The organism is Deltaproteobacteria bacterium (assembly GCA_019309045.1).
In the GTDB taxonomy this organism is placed as follows: domain Bacteria; phylum Desulfobacterota; class Syntrophobacteria; order BM002; family BM002; genus JAFDGZ01.
This window is the reverse complement of record JAFDGZ010000011.1, coordinates 16177-37157: the sequence shown is the minus strand read 5'-3', so window position 1 is coordinate 37157 and position 20981 is coordinate 16177. Positions and strand designations below refer to the sequence as shown.

General features: G+C 53.3%; 18 protein-coding genes. 15 read left to right on the top strand and 3 right to left on the bottom strand.

From position 1 onward, the window contains the following. Positions 1–243: 243 nt before the first annotated feature. From JRI89_04090 to JRI89_04070, 5 genes are all read left to right on the top strand, one after another. The gene (locus JRI89_04090) at positions 244–516 is read left to right on the top strand and encodes an HU family DNA-binding protein (GenBank protein MBW2070417.1); all 273 of its coding nucleotides are present in this window, start codon (positions 244–246) and stop codon (positions 514–516) included. A 218-nt stretch (positions 517–734) separates the two neighbouring features. Continuing rightward, positions 735–1418, top strand: coding sequence for a nucleoside phosphorylase (locus JRI89_04085; protein ID MBW2070416.1), 684 nt, complete (start codon positions 735–737; stop codon positions 1416–1418). Between the two features lie 275 nt (positions 1419–1693). Then, complete coding sequence (locus tag JRI89_04080) at positions 1694–2761, top strand: DUF1786 domain-containing protein (protein MBW2070415.1); 1068 nt, start codon at positions 1694–1696, stop codon at positions 2759–2761. A 62-nt stretch (positions 2762–2823) separates the two neighbouring features. Then, positions 2824–4854 (top strand): NAD-dependent DNA ligase LigA, encoded by a 2031-nt coding sequence (ligA, locus tag JRI89_04075; GenBank protein ID MBW2070414.1) that lies wholly within the window; start codon positions 2824–2826, stop codon positions 4852–4854. 95 nt (positions 4855–4949) lie between these two features. Further along, on the top strand, positions 4950–5231 hold the full coding sequence (locus JRI89_04070) for an acylphosphatase (GenBank protein MBW2070413.1): 282 nt from the start codon (positions 4950–4952) through the stop codon (positions 5229–5231). A 38-nt stretch (positions 5232–5269) separates the two neighbouring features. Here JRI89_04070 and recN read toward each other — a convergent pair whose 3' ends face one another. Next, positions 5270–6940 (bottom strand): DNA repair protein RecN, encoded by a 1671-nt coding sequence (recN, locus tag JRI89_04065; GenBank protein ID MBW2070412.1) that lies wholly within the window; start codon positions 6938–6940, stop codon positions 5270–5272. A gap of 322 nt (positions 6941–7262) precedes the next feature. Between recN and JRI89_04060 the strand changes: the two genes are divergently transcribed. The 6 genes from JRI89_04060 (at position 7263) to JRI89_04035 (ending at position 13642) form a co-directional block, all read left to right on the top strand. Then, on the top strand, positions 7263–7847 hold the full coding sequence (locus JRI89_04060) for a type II secretion system protein (GenBank protein MBW2070411.1): 585 nt from the start codon (positions 7263–7265) through the stop codon (positions 7845–7847). 483 nt (positions 7848–8330) lie between these two features. Further along, positions 8331–8855, top strand: coding sequence for a GspH/FimT family pseudopilin (locus tag JRI89_04055; GenBank protein MBW2070410.1), 525 nt, complete (start codon positions 8331–8333; stop codon positions 8853–8855). Positions 8856–8893: 38 nt separating this feature from the next. Next, a complete protein-coding gene (locus tag JRI89_04050) occupies positions 8894–9277 on the top strand; it encodes a prepilin-type N-terminal cleavage/methylation domain-containing protein (protein ID MBW2070409.1) in 384 nt (127 codons plus the stop codon). Beyond that, complete coding sequence (locus JRI89_04045; GenBank protein MBW2070408.1) at positions 9274–9924, top strand: prepilin-type N-terminal cleavage/methylation domain-containing protein; 651 nt, start codon at positions 9274–9276, stop codon at positions 9922–9924. Before JRI89_04050 ends, JRI89_04045 begins: the two co-directional genes overlap by 4 nt. Next, a complete protein-coding gene (locus JRI89_04040) occupies positions 9921–10451 on the top strand; it encodes a hypothetical protein (protein MBW2070407.1) in 531 nt (176 codons plus the stop codon). The genes JRI89_04045 and JRI89_04040 overlap by 4 nt, the downstream gene beginning before the upstream one ends. Before the next feature lie 59 nt (positions 10452–10510). After that, positions 10511–13642: a hypothetical protein gene (locus JRI89_04035; protein ID MBW2070406.1), complete on the top strand. Its 3132-nt coding sequence runs from the start codon at positions 10511–10513 to the stop codon at positions 13640–13642. Between the two features lie 90 nt (positions 13643–13732). Here JRI89_04035 and JRI89_04030 read toward each other — a convergent pair whose 3' ends face one another. Together JRI89_04030 and JRI89_04025 are read right to left on the bottom strand one after the other, a co-directional pair. Then, positions 13733–15112 (bottom strand): sigma-54-dependent Fis family transcriptional regulator, encoded by a 1380-nt coding sequence (locus JRI89_04030; GenBank protein ID MBW2070405.1) that lies wholly within the window; start codon positions 15110–15112, stop codon positions 13733–13735. A 120-nt stretch (positions 15113–15232) separates the two neighbouring features. Continuing rightward, positions 15233–16945: a HAMP domain-containing protein gene (locus tag JRI89_04025; protein ID MBW2070404.1), complete on the bottom strand. Its 1713-nt coding sequence runs from the start codon at positions 16943–16945 to the stop codon at positions 15233–15235. 496 nt (positions 16946–17441) lie between these two features. Between JRI89_04025 and JRI89_04020 the strand changes: the two genes are divergently transcribed. From JRI89_04020 to JRI89_04005, 4 genes are read left to right on the top strand one after another with little or no spacing between them, the layout of a single operon-like run. Continuing rightward, the gene (locus JRI89_04020) at positions 17442–18794 is read left to right on the top strand and encodes an RnfABCDGE type electron transport complex subunit C (protein ID MBW2070403.1); all 1353 of its coding nucleotides are present in this window, start codon (positions 17442–17444) and stop codon (positions 18792–18794) included. Continuing rightward, complete coding sequence (locus tag JRI89_04015; GenBank protein MBW2070402.1) at positions 18787–19764, top strand: RnfABCDGE type electron transport complex subunit D; 978 nt, start codon at positions 18787–18789, stop codon at positions 19762–19764. Before JRI89_04020 ends, JRI89_04015 begins: the two co-directional genes overlap by 8 nt. Next, positions 19757–20347 carry an RnfABCDGE type electron transport complex subunit G gene (locus tag JRI89_04010; GenBank protein MBW2070401.1) on the top strand — a complete coding sequence of 197 codons (591 nt, stop codon included), beginning with the start codon at positions 19757–19759 and terminating at the stop codon, positions 20345–20347. The genes JRI89_04015 and JRI89_04010 overlap by 8 nt, the downstream gene beginning before the upstream one ends. After that, the gene (locus JRI89_04005) at positions 20344–20940 is read left to right on the top strand and encodes an electron transport complex subunit E (protein ID MBW2070400.1); all 597 of its coding nucleotides are present in this window, start codon (positions 20344–20346) and stop codon (positions 20938–20940) included. The genes JRI89_04010 and JRI89_04005 overlap by 4 nt, the downstream gene beginning before the upstream one ends. The last annotated feature ends 41 nt before the right edge of the window (positions 20941–20981 follow it).

Here is a 20981-nt window from a genome sequence, read left to right as displayed (position 1 = left end):
ATTTATATTATTACCTTTTAGATTAGCCAGCCTTGTGTGTCCTGCAGCGCTGTCTTTGCTCTCCAGTGATTCAGCACTCTTTTTTACAATATTTTCTTGCGATTGAAATCAACTTATGTATAATGCCACTATTCATGCACTATTAGAGGGGCACCCCGCGCCTTGCTGCGTGCAAAGCGGGTTTACAGATCTGGGAATTAGGGGTCGGTAACAATTTCATGATCTTAGGAGAAGGAGGAGTGTATGACAAAGGCAGATCTGGTTGCAAAAATGGCGGATAGTGCGGGGATCACCAAAGCTGCGGCAGAGAAGGCTCTAGCAGGCTTTCTCGAGGGCGTCAGCGGCGCTCTGCGCAAGGGAGACAAGGTAACCCTCGTCGGCTTTGGCACCTTCAGCGTGGCCAAGAGAGCCGCTAGAGAAGGAAGAAATCCCCAAACCGGCAAGAAAATCAAGATAAAGGCTACCAAGGTTGTAAAGTTCAAGGCAGGGAGCAAACTCAAGGAAGCAGTAAAATAAGTGTTTCGGCACAGTTGGTCAACTCTGGGCGAAAGCCTTGAATAGGGCGACTTCCCGGCGTTCACCTCTGGTGTGTGCGCCTGAGCGAAGAGAACCGGTCGTGGAGATGCGGTCCGTTGTCTTCGCTTTTGTGTTTCCGGGTCATGTTCATCGATGATAGAGCGATAATTAAAGTAGCACGAGGCAGCCAACAAAGAGCGACCGCACCGATTGCACTAATGGCAGCCAGCGAAGCGGACCTGAGCAGAATTTTACAACGGGGGCATGCAGTCAAAGGAAGCGGCCGCAAACTTGCAAATTCTCGCATCCTTGAAGTGACCTTTGATTCCAGGCTAATTACTGTGGCCGGACCTGTTCTGGGCGCACCGCAAGCGGCAATGGTCTTGGAAAATCTCATTGCCCTGGGCAGCAGGGCAATTGTTGTCCTGGGTTGGTGCGGTTCTCTACGGGAAAGTGTGCGGATCGGCGACTGGTTCCTGCCAACAGCTGCCCTGAGTGAAGAGGGCACCTCCCTGCATTATCCCTGTGCTGACCACAAGTTCGAGCCGGACCACTATCTGACCGCCAAGCTTCTCGACTTTTGCGCTCATAAGGGTAGTCGTCTCCACACCGGCCAAGTTTGGACCACAGACGCATTTTATAGAGAAACCGCCCGCAAGGTGACAACTTACGGTGCTGCTGGCGCAATTGCTGTTGAGATGGAAATGTCTGCTCTCATGAGGATTGCCCGCTACCGGGGAATAAGACTCACGGGTTTGCTGGTGGTCTCTGATGAACTCTTCACTTTGAAATGGCGTCCTGGGTTCGATCTGCCAAGCTTCAAGAGATCCTGTGGCCTCGCAGTCAAAACTGTTCTGGAATTCTCTGCCAATCTCTATGACCAACTGCACCTGACTGACTGACATGTCTCGCCCCAGCCTTCGCAGTGCGCTGACCACCTGGCCAACGGCCGCATCCCCATATCCCGACTCGGTTGCTCTCAGCTGCTTCCTGAGGCATAATGAGAATGTCCATCTGAGGCTCCTGTACACCATTTGGCAGGCATCATAAACTGGCTGCTGCCTCAAAATGCAGGCAAGATCCGACGGAAATATCATGATACCTCCTGGGGCCGCCGCCAGGAGAATTTGTACTACGCAATAGGGCTCAAACATTGACGGCAAAGGACCTCTGTGCCATGGGCGCCCCGCATCCCTTTGCAGATAGAGAAAAGCAAGACCTTGGCGTCCTAGCCATGGACATTGGCGGCGGGACGCAGGACATCTTGTTGTGGCGGCCGCATCAGCCTGTGGAAAACTGCTTCAAGCTGGTTCTTCCCTCGCCTACGGTTGTGGTATCTCGACGTATCGAGCGTTGTACTGCTCGAGGCCTGACGCTGTATCTCAGCGGCAATCTCATGGGAGGTGGAGCGTGTGTGCAAGCCATTCAGCAGCACCTTGCTGCCGGTTTGGAAGTATATGCCAATCCACGAGCCGCCCTCACCATTCACGACAATCTGCAATACGTGAAAGACCTTGGCATCACTCTCACAGAGGAACCGCCCGGGAAGAGCTGCACCGTCCACATGGGCGATGTAGACAGGGCCGCTCTCTCCAAGGCCCTGGCCCTTTTCGAGGAAAAGCTCCCTGAAAACATTGCCGTGGCGGTTCAGGACCACGGCTTCTCACCACAAGCAAGCAATCGCCTCTTTCGTTTCCGCCAGTGGCATGATTTTCTGCAAAGGGGCGGCTTGCTCGAGCATCTCGCCTACCAAGAACCGCCTGACTACCTGACACGTATGCGCGCTGTGCAGCAGGACGCTCCCGGAGCTTTGCTCATGGATACCGGGGCTGCTGCCATAATGGGAGCCTTATGTGATCCTCTTGCCGCAAGCTGGCAGGATGCAGGTGTGCTGGTGGTGAACCTGGGAAATCAGCATACCGTGGCAGCACTGGTGGCAAAAAACAGGGTGGTCGGCATCTATGAACACCACACCGGCCGTCTCAGTCGGGACAAATTGAGGGAGCACCTGGAAAAGTTTCGACAGGGACTGCTCGGCAACGAAGAAGTGTTTGCTGACCAGGGACACGGCTGTCTTTTCCTTCCGGAGGCAAAGGAGATGAGCACTTTTTCTCACGTAGTGGTAACTGGGCCCAGGCGCAGCCTGGCCCACGGCCTGGGCTATTACTTCGCCGCTCCCCACGGTGATATGATGCTCTCGGGCTGTTTCGGTCTCATCCGAGCAGCAACTGGGAGCTCAATCTGAACACCGCGACAACAGAAAAGTCTGCAACTCTGTGAACCTTTACCAAATTCTGGAGAAGAGTTGTGCCTGATACCACCGAAAGAGTTCCGGAGCATGTCCGCCAGCGAGTTGCCGAACTTCGCGAGCAGATCCACTATCACAACTACCGCTATTATCGCCTCAATGATCCTGAGATCTCGGATGCTGCCTATGATAAACTCTTCCAGGAACTGCAGCACCTCGAAGCAATCTACCCTCAACTGGTCACCCCGGACTCTCCCACACAAAGAGTTGGCGCGGAGCCCTCTGAGCCATTTGTGCCAGTGCGCCATTACCAAGCCATGCTCAGCCTGGAATCATCTCATGAAGTCCACATCCTCGAGGATTTTCTAAGGAGGGTATCTGAAACAGCCGCCGATCTTAATGCCGACTATCTGGTACAACCGAAGGTGGATGGGGTCTCGATTGAATTAGTCTACGAAAACCGCCGGCTGCAGCGAGCCGCCACCAGAGGTGATGGTTTTACCGGTGAAGATATTACCTTCAATATCAGAGCACTGCCCTCCATTCCAAATAGCCTGGGCAGCGGAGCTCCTGCTCTGGTGGTGGTAAGAGGTGAAGTCTTCATGCCAGTGGCAGGATTCCGCGCCCTCAACGAGCAGCTCATCATGGAAAACAAGAAACCCTTTGCCAACCCTCGAAACGCTGCCTCTGGTTCGCTGCGCCAGATCGATCCCAAGGTCACTGGCAGCCGTCCCCTGGAGCTGTTTCCTTTTGAGCTCATGAACGGTGCCGAACTCGGCTTCCAGAGAGAAAGTGACACGCTGTCGGCCCTGGCTGATTTTGGCCTGCCAGTGCGGCCGGAAGCCATGGAACGGTGTGACTCCCTGGAGGCCATACTGGCAGTGCATCAGCGTTACCTGGCCAGCCGAGATCGGATTCCTTACGAGATCGACGGCATTGTGGTGAAAGTGGATTCCTTGCCCCTGAGAGAAGTCATGGGGACCCGAGCCAGAACTCCCCGCTGGGCTGTAGCCTACAAATTTCCACCCCGCCGGGAGGTGACCCGTGTGGAGAAAATAACTTGCCAGGTAGGTCGAACAGGGAAGTTGACGCCAGTAGCCCTCCTTCTGCCAGTGGATGTGGGTGGTGTAACAGTCTCCCGTGCCTCGCTGCACAATTATGGTGAGGTGGCAAGATTGGACGTTCGTCCTGGCGATATGGTGCGGATCCAACGCGCCGGTGATGTCATTCCCCAGGTAGAATCAGTGGTTGACTTTGGCAGTCCCAGGAGTGAACCGGTCCGCCCCCCAGACAAATGTCCGGTGTGTGGCAGTCCAGTAGTCGAGGAAGGAGCCTACCACAAATGTCCCAATAGACTTGGTTGTCGAGCTCAAATTCTTGGCAGCATTAGACACTATGCCTCCCGGGCTGCGCTGGACATCGAAGGGTTGGGGGAAAAAACCATTGCTTTGCTTCTTGACAAGAATCTCATTACCGACCTGGCCTCCGTCTATGACCTGTCAACAGAGAAGATTGCCGTTCTCGAAGGCTTCGGTGAACTCTCGGCCAGCAATCTCATCAATGCCATAAACCAGAAGAGAGAACCGCCTCTAGCTCGCTTCCTCTACGGTCTCGGCATCCCCAATGTGGGGGAGAAGACGGCAGCCGATGTTGCCCGCGCCTTTGGCTCTCTGGATGACATCCGTCATGCATCCGTAGAAGAACTCACGAAGGTTGCCGGTGTGGGACCAGTGGTGGCAAAGTCGATTGTAGACTTCTTCTCGAATCGAGCCATACAGCAAGGCCTGGAGCGGCTCCTCACCAGAGTGCGGCCCAGAGAAGCCACAGCAGGATCCCCTGCTGCGGGCCCGCTAGCCCATAAGACTTTTGTATTCACTGGCACCCTCGAACGCTTCAAGAGAAGTGAGGCCAAACAGATCGTCGAGTCCCTGGGCGGCAGGACTAGCTCCTCAGTGTCCAAAAATACTGATTATGTGGTGTGCGGCCGCGATCCCGGCTCCAAGCTAGAAAAAGCTCGCTCTCTCGGAATACCACTGCTCAATGAAGCAGAATTTGCCAGGCTTGTCGGCCGGCAGCAAGGAGAAACCTGATCAGAATATCCCATGGAGGCGCCAATGAGTCTGTTGTGGTTGACGGAATCATCTTGCAGCCTTGTTGGCGATAGAGCAGTCCCGGGGAGGTTTCAATGGCAAGAGCCAGAGCACATGTTTTCATCTCAGGGCGAGTGCAGGGGGTGTTTTTCCGAGCCTACACCCAGCGGGCGGCCCAGGAAATAGGAATCCGTGGTTGGGTGCGAAATACCCCGGACGGCAGAGTCGAGGCGGTTTTTGAAGGGGAAAAAAGTGACGTGGAAGAGATGATTCGCTGGTGCCATCGGGGCTCGCCCATGTCGCAAGTCACTGCGGTGAAAGTTGACTGGCAGGAATACACTGGAGATTTCGACGACTTTGCCGTGAAGTATTTCTGAACAGTAGCAGAGGCAATCCGGTCCCATCATCCCCAGCCTCAAGTGTGGGCCCTGCGAGCCTGCTCCAGCATTTCGCGGGCATGGGCTCGAGTCTTCTCTGAAACCTTCACTCCTCCCAGCATCCTGGCTATCTCTGCCAGCCTTTCTTCATTGGTCACCCTGGCTATGGAGGTGGTAGTCCGTCCCTGGCGGGCTTCTTTGCGGACAACATAATGATGATCGCCGTAGGCGGCAATCTGGGGCAGGTGAGTGATGCATATTACTTGATAGCTCTTTGACAGCGCTTTGAGTCGTCTTCCCACCAGTTCAGCAGTTCGCCCCCCGATACCGGCATCTACCTCGTCGAATATCAAGGTTTCCTGAGATCCCTCCCTGGCCTGGAGCTCTTTGAGTGCCAGCACCACTCGTGACAGTTCACCCCCGGAAGCAACTCTGGCCAGCGGCCTCAACTCTTCCCCAGGATTGGCAGAAAACAAGAAGGCCACTCTGTCGATGCCGCTGCTGTCGAGCAGATAAGCGTCCACCTTGATGCCCTGCCCGGCAAGCTCTCTGTCCTGATCGAAGGCCACACGAACAGTGCAGCCCGGCAGATCAAGACAGGCAAGACTTTCTGCTACAGCCTGCTCCAGTTTGTGGCTCACTTGCCGGCGTGCTCGGGAGAGATCGACTGCCTCGGACAGGGCGCGCTTCTTGGCCAGCTCGAGTTGCTTTTCCTTGGCATCGATCTCGGCTTCGTCGCTCGCCACAGTCTCCAGTTCTTCTCTCAGTCTTTCTGCTGTAGCCAGCAGCGCCCGGCTGTCACCACCATATTTGCGCAACAGCCCTTTTATGGTGTGCAGCCGTTCCTCAACCCACTGGAGCCGCTCTGGATCGGCGGACACTCTTTCTGCATAATCTCTCATGCTGAAGGCCACCTCCTCCAGCTGGAACCGGCTATCCTCCACCATTTTGGCCAGAGACTGCATATTGCTGTCGAGACGGCTCAACTCTGTCAGCAGTTTATCACAGAGACTGAGCTGTCCTACCACTGCCGCATGGTCTGCGTAGAGGATGCGGTGGATCTCGGCAGCTCCCTGGCGAAGCTCTTCAGCGTGGCGGAGCAGCTTGCGTTCCTCTTCTAGCTTCACTTCTTCATCCACCTTCACCTGGGCTTTTTCAATTTCATCCAGCTGAAAGCGGTGAAGTTCTTGTTTTTCTTGACGTTCTCTGGCGCGCCTGCGCAGCCGTTTGATTTCACTGTTCAGCTCTTGCACTGCAGCAAAACTGCCACTGTATTTTTCCCTCTGAGCTGTCAGCTCGCCGTAGTGATCAAGGATTTGCAGCTGCACCGCAGGATCAAGAAAGAGCTGGTGTTCGTGCTGCCCGGAAATGCTCACCAGGCCGCGGCAAAGCTGCGCCATTATCTGAACCGTGGCTGGTTCGCCATTAATGTAGACACGATTCCGGCCGCTGCTAGCGAGCGTCCTCTTGACCAGCAGCTCTGCAGATCCCTGAGGATCTCGACTGAACAGGGCAGCAACTGTGGCCTCCTGGCTGCCGCTGCGGATCAACTCTGCAGAGCCACGGCTGCCAAGCACCAGGTTGATGGCGTTCACCAAAATGGATTTTCCGGCTCCTGTCTCCCCGGTAATTACCGTAAGCCCGGGATCGAAGGAGGCGGTAAGTTCATCAATAATGGCAAAGTTGCGAATATGCAGTTCGGCAAGCACAGTAGTCCTTCCTCGGAGCGGCCGCTTTCCAAGGCGGGCCTGGCCTGAGTGATCTTGTTTTTACATGACATATTAAAAGGCACATTTCAAGCTTGGCAATCGTACTATTTTTCAGGTAGAATTAACGGTAGCTTTGGTAGGGCGCCCAACAGTTCCATATTTCCCCCAGAAATCCATATCTTGCTGCCACCTATGCGGTTGCAGCCGAGAGCCGACAGGCGCACGCCGGTTCGGCATTGTCATCCAAGGGGCAGAGGCAGGCTGGCAAGCCTGCTTCCCTGAACTCTCTCAAGCCAACAATCATCTGCAAAAGGGGCACCTGATGAAATTTGGCTGCAGAGGCATGACCCTGATCCAGTTGCTGGTGGCGGCCTCTTTGTTGGGCATACTGACCTGCATCGCCGTCCCCTGGGCACAGCGCATCTTGCCCAATTACTATCTCAGCGCCGCGGCCAGATGTGTGGTCCGCAGTATTCATAGAGCGCGCATGCAAACCATTCGGACCTGCTCGATCCATTATCTCGACTTTGCAGCAGCCAAGGGGGAGGAGCCTGAATCGTCTGTCTGTATACTGTGGCAGGACCGAAACGGCAATGGTCACAAAGATGAGACAGAGTCTGAGGATTTTGTCTTTTCACTCGAGTCATATCCCGGATGTCATTACAGGGCTTTCCCAACTGCTGAAGGAGGCCCCAGTTGTGATTTCAACAACAATTCAGTTGATGCCGGCGAAGGGGATGGTGTGACATTCAACAAAAACCGGATCAAGTTCAACCCCAACGGCACCTGCAGCAGCGGCACCATCTATCTGCACAATCGCTGCCAGCGCACCTTCGCCATACGCCTCCTTTCAACAGGCACAGTGCGGCTGTGGCTACACGAAAATGGCCAATGGCTCCACAAATAGACAGATCTCATAATAGCTCTTCTTTGACGTGATCTGCTAATTATAATACCGCTGTTCTGAGCCTCTCCATGGAAGGAGCAAGCGGCTAGCCACGGTGGACAACTTGACTGTCCTGGACCGATCTTCACTGATAAGCTGTTGAGAAATGGAGTAATTTCTAGAGTGAGACTTGCATTGCTCGGCTGAATAGTGTTATTTTTATCCGAGGCAACTTTTTGGGGCTTTTCATGGGTTACCGTAGTATTTTGTTGCAGTCTTGCGTGGCAAGGCGATTCTGCATACACCCTGCTTTTATAGCTCTATTTTTTCAGCAACGTGAGGTCAATGTGTTCGGCAAGAGCATCATCATATGATTTGTGGATTTCTTACATATGAACTTGGTGACAGATCCTCCTCAAGAGAGTGTAACTAGGTGTAGTTGCATAAATTTTTCTGAAGGAGCAGGATTGCTGCCAGTGAAATACTACATCGAGTCAACAGAGAATGGACGACCCTACAACCTGGATGGATCACAGTCGACAAGGATTCAGTGTGGTGGAACTGCTCACTGTTCTCACCATTTTTGTGGTGCTGGCGACCTTGGCGCTGTCTGCTTTCGTAAAATGGTTGCCAGACCTGGAACTGGGTAAAGCAGTAAGGGGTATCAAGGCCGATATGCAATTGACAAAGTCGCTCGCCATCAGAAAGGCTACCCCTTTAGCCCTGGAGTTTTCCGTCCTGGCAAACAATTACACCATTTTTACGGACAACGGGGTGGGTGGCGGTACCCCAGGGAATTGCCTGCAGGATGGCTCTGAACCCACCCTCAAGGTCGTCAGCCTGCCTGCACAGGTGACAATTGCTGCGGTGAATTTCGACGGGACTGACAGATTTGGCTTTGGCAGCCGCGGCCTTCCCTATGACAGCAGTGGTGGCCCTCTGGATTCAGGTAGGATAGAATTGAGAAATACCCTCAACCACAGCAAAACCATACAGGTGGATGTGGTTGGGCGCATCACTATCCCTTGAACAGACAACCGTTGGACTCCAGTCACGAGGTTCTGCCAGTGTCTGCAAAGAGTGGTTTTACTCTCCTGGAAGTATTGACGGCAGTCAGCATTCTTGCCGTTGGCATCCTGGCAGTGGCTTCTATGCAAGTCTCTGCCATCCAGGAAAACAGCTTCAGCAATGAGACTACCGTTTGTACCTACCTGGCGCAGGCAAAGCTGGAAGAACTGAAAAGTGTGGCAGATGTGGCCGACCTTACAGACGGCAGTGAAAGCGGCCTGGACGCAACCGGGGCTGCTGGCGGCAGTTTCGACCGCTTCTGGACTGTGAGGCCGGGGCCCACAGCAAGCACACGCTTGTTGGAAGTAAATGTCAGTTGGACGGCAGCAGGTCGAACCCATAGTGTGGTTCTGCGTGCCCTCACCCGCGGAAATGGAGAATGATCCGGAAAAGAGCCTCTTTGCCATATTCAGCCCTGTGGGCAGATGCAAGCGCTCCTCCTGGCGACAAGGGCTTCACCGTCCTGGAAATCCTGCTTGCTCTTGCCATCATGGCCCTGGTGGTGTCGTCTGTCTATGGTGTGTTTATTTCTGCTGACCGCTCCTATCGCACCCAGGATAGAATTGCCGACGCCCAGCAGGCGGCCCGCATTGGCCTGCATTTCATGGTACAGGAGATCCGCATGGCAGGACTGGACCCATTGGGCACCGCATCTGCTGGTGTACTCCAGGCTGCGGACACCACTGTGACGTTCACTGCAGATTTCAACATAAATGGTACCATTGACGAAACGGACAGTGAAAAAATCACCTACCATTTGAATGGCAATACCTTGCAGCGCATTCTTTATCAGGGGACGGCAAGTGAAGCCACTCAAAATTTGCTGGACAAGGTGAGCAGCCTCAACTTCAGTTACCTCGACATTCAGGGCAATAGCCTTGCTACCCCGGTGGCAAGTGACGATCTGCAACTCATCAAAGCCGTCGAAATCGCTGTGACTGTGCAGGATAAGGACGCCAAGGGGAAGTTGTTCGACAGGACCTTCACTACGAGGGTGCTCTGCCGCAACTTGTCAGGACAGGCAGCATGATCGTGTTTTCCAAAACAAGTTGTCTCTGGCGAGAACAAAAGGGCATGGTGCTGGTGCTCGCTCTGCTGATGCTGGCGGCAATTTCTATCATTGGCATCGCAGCTCTCAATACATCCGATACAGAAATGAAGATCGCTCAAAATGAAAAACAGCTTGCCAGACAGTTTTACGACGCCGAGTCAGTGCTCGTTGCTACCCTCGAGGACAGGACTGCCTGGTTGACGGAATCTTTTCTCGCAGCGGGCGAAACCGGAGCATATTACACCAGCGCAGTGGATTTTGACGGAGACGGCAGTAATGATGGTACTGTGGAACTGAGATGCATTGAAAGTTCGAACACTCCCATAGGTTCTCTGAGCAATGCGGCCAACGACCTGCCTTCGCAGCCACACATTTCTTCTTCTCCACCGGGATCGGGCTTCAGTTTGAAACATTTCGAGGCCCGACGCTATGGCATCACAGCGACTTCATCCACGGGAAACACCAGGATTCAGGCAGGACTATACAAGGTATTCAACAAGTACTGACAAGGTGCCAGCCCCACTTGCTTGCTCTACTCCGGGGAAGCGGTCGAGGAGTAACTGCCATGAAACGCCTGCTAATCATACTCTCCCTTTTTCTATACAGTATTCCCACGCTGACTCTGGCAGACGATACCATCATGTACACCAGCATGCCCGCCCCACCAAATCCTAATGTGCTTATCATTTTTGACAACTCCACCAGCATGAGCACGGTTGACGTACCATCCGCCTCGTATGATCCAAGTGTACTGTATCCCAACGCGGGATATAATACCAATGCAGTATATCAACGAATATCCTGGGACACCTGGCAACTTGTTGCCAGCAGCACCAATGACATTTCCTGCCCCGAAATCAAAGATCAACTCATCAACGCCGGTGAGGCCTGGGGCTCCCTCATGGACGCTGCTGCTAACTTTGCCTGCAGCAGCAACAATTCTGACACCAAGTTCCTTCGTACTGGAAATTATCTCAACTTTGCAGCGTATGAAGCCGGTCCCTTTCAGTCCCGGTTGGACGCTGCCAAGCAGGCCTTCGCAGACCTCATCAACAACACGCCTGAGGTGAACTTTGGGCTCATGGCCTTCAATTACAGCCAGGGGGGATATCTGGTGGGGGGCTGTGGCACAGACAAGAGCACCCTGATCGCCAACATGAACGCCTTGACCGCTTCCACCTGGACTCCGCTGGCAGAAACCGCTGCCGAGGCTGGCCTCTACTTTGCCGGCATGGCGAGCTGGTTCAACAGTGGCACCACCTATACTAGTCCCATTCAGCACCGCTGTCAGCAAAACCACATCATCATCCTAGCTGACAGTGAATCTACCTATGACCTCGACACCAAACTCACCACCGGTGCCTACATCAATGGAGACACCATAGGAGACTATGACGCCGATGGCAACGACCCCGGCAGCTACCCTGACTACGGTTCCGATTATCTCGACGACGTAGCCAAGTATCTCCACGAAAATGATTGCAACTCCAGCCTCGGGACTGTGGGCGACTTCGAAAAGCAGACCATAACAGTCCACACCATAGGATTTCGCCATGATAGTCAGCTTCTGAAAGATGCCGCAGCCAATGGTGGAGGCGACTATTTTAGCGCCACCAATTCAGCCACACTGAACATGGCCTTGCGCCACCTGCTCTCTGAGATCAAAGCTGCCAATGAACTCTCTTTTGCACGGGGAAACAATGCTGTCTTTCTTGCCCCTGCAGTCCCAGCCGCACATGGAGTGGGAGCCTTTGCCGGCAATAGAGTCTACCTGGGATTCTTCAAGACGGCAGCTGGTGGCAACTGGCTCGGAAACATAAAGAAATACACCATTTCTTCTGCCGGCCAAGTCCTCGACCAGAACAATCAATCTCTCCTGGATGCAGACGGCCAGATAATGTACGGCACTCAGTCTTTCTGGTCCTCTTCTTACGACGGTCCTGAAGTGGCCATGGGGGGGGCCGGCGAGGTTCTCAAGTCCCTGGGGGCTGCCAACCGCACCCTCATTACCTACATAGAAAACCCGCCTGCTCCGGCCTTGCCCAACACCAATCTCACTGCCCCCCAGAACGCTCTGTCCAGCACAAACCCCATGATCACCAGCGAACTTCTCGGCTACCCCACCGCTGGAGTTCAGGCAGTACTGGACGAGGTCTACGGTGTGGGTAAAGAATGGCTCCTGGGAGACTTCATCCACTCTCAGCCTGCAATTGTGGACTACTGGAATGACCTGAATGGCGACGGCCTGGCCCAGCCAGCCGAAGTTAACTCCTACATCTTTGCTGGCGGCAACGACGGCATGCTGCACTGCTTCGATGATGCCAACGGTTCAGAAGCCTGGGGTTTTGTACCTCCAAATCAACTGAGCAGACTGCAAATGCTCCTGGACGCTAACCACGACTATTTTGTGGATGCCTCACCTGTAGTTTATCAAGACGCTGGACAGAAAATTATAATTTTTGGAGAGCGAAGAGGCGGAAACCACTACTATGCCCTGGATATCACTGATCCGCTAACGCCAACATGGCTCTACAAGATCGGTCCAAGCTACCTCGAAGCACTTGATGGCAACAATGACGGCAGTGCTGACGGTCCAGCAGCAAGACTCGGGCAGTCATGGAGCAAACCGGAGATCCACGACATAAAAACCGGCAATGCAGGAAATCCAGTAGACACGGTATTTCTTCTGGCAGGGGGATATGACCCCGGCGAGGATGCAGAACCTCCTCCCTCCTCAGACTCGGTGGGCAAAGCTGTATTTGCCGTCAGAGTTACGGATGGCCAGGTGAGCATTATCAACATAAATGGCGGCAACTGGACAGACGCAGGCGGCACCCCGGTGATGACCCATGCTATTGTGGATTTGACTGGGGTGGACAGCAATGGCGACGGTTTCATGAACCGGATTTATGCCGCAGACCTTGGCGGTCACCTTTTTGCTTTTCGCGATGACGACTACGACGGCAACTGGGAAAAGAGAAAGCTCTTCGAACTGCCCGACTCCCTGGTGGTCGGCGCTCAGACATTTACACTGGGAAAGAAGTTTTTCCATGCCCCGGATGCCACAGAAGAAGTTTTCGGCGAGTACATCTTCATCGGTACCGGCGACAGGGCCCACCCTATGGACACCTCATACACCAATGGATTCTATGTGATAAAAAACTATTGGGAACCTATCGGGACCTTTAGCACCATCACCCTGTCCCAGCTCCTCGATGTGACCCAGGACCTTATCCAGGTGGGCACTGCAGCTCAGAAGGAAAGCATCAGGGCCACACTCAGCGACCCCAACAATAAAGGTTGGTACATCCGCCTGGAACACCTGGGCGAAAAGATGGTCTCAACTCCGGTTGTTTATGACGGCGGAGTCTATTTCACCACCTACACGCCTCCCGACCCCACACTGTTTCCACCTTCTGACCCCTGTGCGGAGCCCAACAAGGGAACGGCTCGTCTCTATGCTCTAGACTACAGGACCGGAGCAGCTGTAATCAATTTTGACGAGTCCAACTCTGACCTCACCAAAGAGGATCGCTCTGTTGTCATCGGAGAGTCTATGCCATCCTCTGCAACAATAGCTGTGCTCCAGGATACGCCAACAGTTCTGGTGGGACTGCAGGGTGGGAGCAAGACATTGCCAGCCAGCGTCACCAATGATGTCCACATCTACTACTGGCGGCAACTCTTTTCACCGTGACACTTATCTTGCCCGTTCTCTTGATGGCAAAATTTTGTCATTGCGCCGATCTCCTGCCAGCCAGCTGCCCCATCTAGAAGTGGCAGCGATTCATCCCCTTTGGGAATCACCGAGACCATAGGCCTTCATCTTGTAAAGAAGGGCCGGGTGGCTGATCTCCAGAAGTCTCGCCGCCTGAGTCCGATTGCCTCCCGTTTTCTCCAGCGCCCGTTGAATGAGGTTTTTTTCGAGCAATCGGCTGGCAGCCTTGATCGACAGGTCGGCCTCCTCTTGCGGCTGAAATTCAGTGCCCTTGGAATTCACTATTTCCGGTGGCAAATCATCCACTTCTATTCTTTTCCCTTGCGCCATAATCATGGCCCGTTCAATGACGTTCTCCAGTTCACGCACATTGCCGGGCCATGGGTATTGCTGCAGGGTCCGCATGACCTGCGGACTCAGCTCTCTTGCCTCACATCCCAGCCGTTCTCTTGTCTTATCAATAAAGTGGTTCGCTAGCAGAGGAATGTCCAGGCGCCGGTCCCGCAGAGGCGGTACACAAATTTGCAGCACATTGATCCTGTAGTAGAGATCATCACGAAAACGGCCCTCACTCACCTCTAAGGCCAGGTTCTTGGTGGTGGCTGCGATAACTCTGGTATCCACCTTCATGGTCCTGGTATCACCGAGTCTTTTGAACTCTCCTTCCTGCAACACTCTCAGAAGTTTTACCTGCAGGGCCAGAGGCAGTTCACCAATTTCGTCGAGAAAGATAGAGCCGCCATCTGCTTCAGCGAACAGCCCCAATTTATTGCTGGCAGCATCTGTAAATGCCCCTTTACAATGACCAAAGAGTTCACTCTCCAGTAGCGTTTCAGGAATGGCACCACAATTCACCGTCACCAGTGGCTGTCGTGCTCGCGGCGAGTTGTAGTGAATGGCCCTGGCAATCAATTCTTTGCCGGTGCCACTTTCGCCAGTGATGAGGACCGTGCTTTTGTAGGCGGCAATTCGTTCAATTGTTGCAAAGATCTCTTGCATGGCAGCACTGCGGCCAATCATACAAGCAAAACTGTAGCGCTCCTTTACACTCTTTTGCAGCCGTTGATTTTCGCGACGCAGCCGCTCCCGTTCTTCTGCTTTCTTGAGGGTGAGAAGCACCTCATCTGTCTTGAACGGCTTGGACACGTAATCGTAGGCTCCCAGCTTCATCGCCTCCAGAGCCATGTCAAGAGTACCATAGGCGGACATCATGATGACGGTCGAATCAATGCCAGTTTGTTGAAATTCTTTAAGAAAACTCATGCCATCGAGAACAGGCATTTTCAGGTCGCAGAGAATAACATCAAAAGCAGTAGTCTCAGCTTTTGCCAGGCCATCCTTGCCGTTGGCCGCACTGGTAACAGCATACCCTTCCTTTTCGAGGAGCACGGTCAGCATGTGACGCATATTCTCCTCATCGTCTATTATGAGAATTCTTTTCTGCCTCAATTTTCATACCTCGACTGCTAGCCAAAGCTTAGCCATGATCATTCAGGATTTTCTCAGGCATATACAGCAGCCCAGATCCTGCAACAGGGGTGTTCCAGCAATGCCCCAATACCTCGCTTCTCAGCAATTCTTACTCCGCTCAATCTGCACGCCATCTTTCAAACCATGGACCGCAATACCGCAATGCAGTGTATCCCCTTTCCTCTCACTGCCGCCTAGAGGCAGTCTGACTATTACGGTAGTACCATTCTGAAATGTACTTTGCATCTGCAGCCGTCCGCCTATGGCTTCCACGATTTGCATACTCACTGACAGTCCCAAACCCGTTCCTTTGCCAGGTTCTTTTGTGCTGAAAAAGGGATCGAATACCTTTTGTAGATCCTCCTGGACAATGCCGACACCAGTATCGCAAATCCTCACTTCGATCCAGTCGGTGGCCCTGGTGCGGTGCAGCTGCCGCAACTGTCGGTAGTCCGCTGAAGGAGGATCGGTGTGACGCCGCAGCGGCTTGCTGTCACTGGCAGATCGCAAGCTGTTCTCTCCTGTGACGTCCAGGGTCTCGAGCCGCAGTTGATGACCACCTTTTCTTGCTGCTGTTTCCGCCATGGCGTCTGCAGCATTTACCAGCAGGTTGAGAAAGACCTGTTTGAGTTGATCTGCATTGGCCAACACCATGTCCTTGGAAGCCCGCAAGTCTACAACTGTCTCTATGCCCTGGGTATTGAATTGCGGCTTCACAATGGACAGAGTTTCCAGAAGAATTCCATGTACTGAAATAGAGCCCATCTCGGTCGAACCTGGTCTACAAAAGTCCAGAAGTCTCCTGATGATCTGATGGATGCGTTGAATTTCTTTTGCCATCCGCTCCAGCAGCTCTAATCGTTCTTCTTCATCTGTATCCTCTCTGCGCAACAGCTCCAGGTAACCGAGTATTATGCCGATCGGGTTGCCGATCTCATGGGCAATGCCTGCAGCCAGACGACCGACCGAAGCCATCTTCTCACTCATGAGAATCTCTTTCTGGGCTCTCTGCAACTCCAGATTAGCCTGTTCCAGAGAAGTAATGTGAGTGCGCAACTGCTCCTGATTCTCGCCCAAACGATCCAGCAGGCGGTTCAGGGCCCGCGAAAGCTTGCCCAGTTCGCTGCGCGTTGCTGCGGGCGGCTCGGGCAGTTTGTCCCCTTCTTGAAAAACTTCAGCAGTTTTCACCAGTTCTTTTATCGGCCGCACCACCATCCTGGAAAAAATGAAGCTGCCAAAACTTATAAAAACCAGGCCGTCCAGGAAAATAAAAAGAAGCATCAACTTTTGGGAACGCCAGAGAGTGGCACGGACATGCTGCAAATTATTTTCCAAATGGACCGCGCCAATACTCCTGCCATTCTGGAACAGCGGCAGATCCACCACCAGTTTTGCCGGGAAGAATAGCGGCAGAATCGATTGAGCGGGGGGAAAGAGAATGCGCTCCTCCCCCAGCCGCATGGTAAGATTCAACCTGGAGATTAGAGCAGGTGAGTCGCCTTTCATGTCCCCTGCATAGTGGATGATCTTGCCACTGCTATCAATGACTGTTATCTGCCAGCAGGAGTGTTGCCAGCACTGGGGAGCAGCAGGCAATCCGGGATAGTTCCGCCGCATAGAGGAAGCCCTTACTTGCTGCCTCTTTTGCTCCGCAAGCATGTCCCCCAGAAAATATCCAATGAGCCGTGCTTCTGACACCTTGGCCTGTAGCAGATCTCGTTGATTCATCTTTATCATTACCGCCCCGATGAGCAGCATGGCTGCAGCCATCAAAAAAGTGAGACTCACCACAACCTGGGTCGCCAGCCGCATATGAATGTTGTGCAGCCGTGGCAAGTGGAAAGCACACCTATGCCTCGAATGTGGAGACTGTTTCACCCCTTTTGTCCTCACCGACATACAAAAACCCAACGGCATCGCAAAGACTCTCTCTTAGATGGCAAAGTGGACGCAAATTGTGTGCCAGCAGAAGGTGTTTTCAATTTGCTGGCTGCAGCCCTTTTATGCTGTCAGCCGCTGCCGAGCTGCTCGTGAAAAAATGTTCTTGACTCTGCAATGAGGGTGTGATTTATATATGCTACGTAAAAAGATTGAGAATGTATTCACACGATCAGCTTTAGGATTTTTGTTGGAATTTAAATACATTTGCCTTCATTGACTAAACAATCTTCCCTGTAAAGCCACTGCAATGGTGCTGATTTCCTTTTCCTCTGAGCCAAGACTTCATTTAGGTCGTTTACAGTACTATGCTCCGGACAGTGTGACTCCCGGATAATAGCTCGAATCCCTGTAAAGGTAGGCTATGGGTATGAAAACATCTTTTCGCGGCGTGTTCCTTCCTGCAACGAATCTAGCAAGCCCCGGCATAGAGGAAGCCCCACCTCCCCAAAAGGTCATACTTCCCATGGGGTCTGATGCCAGCAGCCTTTGCGAACCAGTAGTGGCTGTCGGCGACCAGGTAGCTGTTGGTCAGCTGGTGGGCCGGAGCACAGCCTTTACGGTTGCGCCAGTGCACGCCTCCATATCCGGCAAGGTGACGGCCATCCGCCCATGGCCCAATGAGAAAGGTGATGAAATCCTTTCAGTAATTATCGAGTCGGATGGCAAAGATGGTTGGCAGGAAAAGAGACCTTATCCTGAGCTTTCTCAGGAGACTGACCGCTCTGCAATACTGGATGCCATTAAAGAGATGGGTGTGATGGACAGCGGACCACCTGCTGTTGCCCTCCATACCAAATTTGCCGCGCCGAGCCCGACAAAAGAATATACTTTCCTGGTAGGCATTCCCCCAGCCAAAGAAGTGGACACCCTCATAGTCAACGCCATTGATGCGGAGCCTGGCATGGCCTTGCGGAGGGCTGTACTCAATTTGCGCAGCAACGAACTGCTCGCCGGTTTGCAGCTCCTGAAGAAGGTGGTGGGCGATGCCAGAATCATCCTGGCAATTACCGGCAATGGTCCTCTGGAGCCCACGCTGGCTACCAGGTTGACTGAACTCGGAGTAGAACTTTTCCACGGCAAGGACAAGTACCCTCTAGGTCTCCCCCCCATATTGATCAAACAACTTACTGGTAGAGAAATCCCTCTGCCGGATGGTGAAGAACGAGATGTGGGCGCCGCAGTCGTCAACGCGGTCACTCTGGTAAATTTGGCAGAAGCAGCCAAAGGCAAACCCCCGATAAAGAAAATGGTGAGCATCTCCGGTGGGGGCTTGTCTCATATAACAAATGTTTCTGTAAGAGTGGGTACACCTATCAAAGAGCTGCTCGACTACCTGCCGGGTATTACCGCAGAACCTGCGAAGGTGATCGCGGGCGGTGCCATGACCGGCTTTGCTCTTTCCAGTCTGGATATCCCGCTGACAAAAGAAATCGACACGCTGATACTGCAGACAGCCGGGGAAGTCAGCCGCTTCTCTACCGACTCCTGCATCAACTGCGGCGTCTGTCATAGGTATTGCCCTGTGCGGCTGCTACCCAATGAACTGGCAAGATACTGTGAATATGGCATGTTCGATGATGCAGCAGAAAAATACCTGTTTCATTGCATTGAATGTGCAATCTGTGCTTACGTCTGCCCGGCCAAGAGACCTTTGCTGCAGCTGCTGCGGCTGGGGAAACGAGAACTAGCTCTGAGGGAGGGAGGACAGGCAAATGGATAAGCCAATGCTGCGGGTTTCCGTTGCCCCTCATATTCAACATCCTAGGACCACCGCCAGTATCATGTACCACACCCTGCTGGCTCTTATACCTGTTGCTCTTGCCGGCGTCTTTTACTTTGGCTTTGCAGCAGTAAAGCTCATTGTCATCTGTGTGGCCACAGCGGTTGTCTGTGAGGCCGGCGCTGAGCGAATCATGGGAAGAAAAATTACCTTGACCAACGGCAGCAGTGTGCTCCTGGGATTGCTTTTCGCCCTTCTCTGCTCACCGGAACTGCCCTGGTGGACTGCCGTGGTTGGAACTGCTGTTGCGGTCCTCCTCGGCCGGCAGATTTTCGGTGGATTGGGCAACAACCCCTTCAATGCGGTCCTAGTGGGATGGGCCATTGTCAGAATTTCGTGGGCCGCTCAAATGACCACCTGGGCCATGCCCGAACCCCGCTTCTGGTTGGAGGCCGGAGGCTACATTGAATATCCGCCTCTAGAGGTGATGCGGATCGACGGGGTGGATGCTCTGCTGGACCTCCCCTGGAGAGATCTCTTTCTTGGTAATGTGCCGGGAACTATAGGTACGGTGTGCATAGTGGCTGCTCTCATTGGCGGTGTCTACCTTTTGTGGCGCGGCATTATAACCTGGCATATACCTGTAAGCTTTCTTGCCTCCGCCTGGATTTTCGGCCTGATTTTCTGGCTGATAGACCCTGAGCAATATGCCAATCCCACCATTCATCTTCTCAGTGGCTGGCTGGTGTTCGGGGCCTTTTTCCTTGCCACAGACAAAGGCACCATACCTGTTACTGCTCCAGGCATGATTGTCTTTGGCATAGGGTGCGGCTTGGTCACCATGATTATCCGCTTTTGGGGTGGATACGTTGATGGTGTGGCCTTTGCCATACTTTTCATGAATGCTGCCGTGCCGCTGTTAGACCGGCTACGGCCGCGAGTCTACGGGAGGGTGAGAGAAGTTGCGTGATCTGGTAAGAATGGTTGTGGTTCTGACGGTAATCTGCACCACCTCCGGAGTGGTGTTGTCTTATGTAAACAAGGCCACGGTTGCTCCCAGAGAGTACCAGCTCCTCAAGTATGTCCAGGAACCTTCTATAAAAGCGGTCTTGGGTAGCTTCAACTACGACAACGATCCAATTCAGGACCGCTTGGAGGTAATAGTGGGCAAAGACGAGGAAGGCCATCCTCTGAAGGTAACCGTTTTCCCGGCTAAAAAAGGCGGCAAGGTCCTGGGAGTGGCTTACGCCTCCAAAGCCAAAGGATACCACGACATGATCGAGGTTATGGTAGGGGTTGGCCCCAACGCCAAACTCAGCGGCATCAGCATAATGAGTCACTCCGAGACTCCCGGCCTGGGAGCCCGCATCACCGAGCCCCAATTCACGGAACAGTTCGCTGGACTGGATCTGCAAACAGCAAAGCTCACAGCAGACGGCGGCCAGGTGGATGCGGTGAGCGGTGCCAGCTATTCTAGCAGGGGTGTGGTCACAGCCGTAGACAAAGCACTGCAGGAATTTGCTGCAATCAAGAAGGAGGCCTTCAAACCATGAGCCTAGTCCATGAATTCACCAAAGGATTGTGGCGAGACATCCCACCCTTTCGATTGGTGCTCGGTCTGTGCCCTACTCTGGCGGTAACCACTGCAGCCAAGAATGGTGTGGGCATGGGGCTTGCCACCACCTTCGTGCTGGTGTTTTCCAATTTGCTCATTTCCCTGCTGCGTAAAGCTATTCCCAGCAAGGTAAGGATTGCCGCTTACATTGTAGTGATAGCGTCGTTTGTGGTCATGGTAGAACTTCTGATGCAGGCCTATTTCTATCCCCTTTACAAGATACTCGGCATATTTATCCCGCTGATTGTCGTCAACTGCATCATCCTCGGCCGGGCAGAAGCATTCGCCTCCAAAAACCCTGTCGCCCACTCTATTGCCGACGGTCTCGGCATCGGTCTGGGCTTCACCATTTCTCTTACGGTGCTGGGAAGTATTCGTGAAATTCTGGGAAATGGCACCATTTTTGGCGCCCACATCATGTGGGCCAGCTTCGAACCCTTTGCCTTCATGGTAAAGGCTCCTGGCGCTTTTGTCTGTCTGGGAGCTTTGCTGGGTTTGATGAATCTGGTCAGTCGCAAGAAACACGCGTGAGCCTGGAAGCATCTTCCGCATGCTACAGTTGTTCATGAATA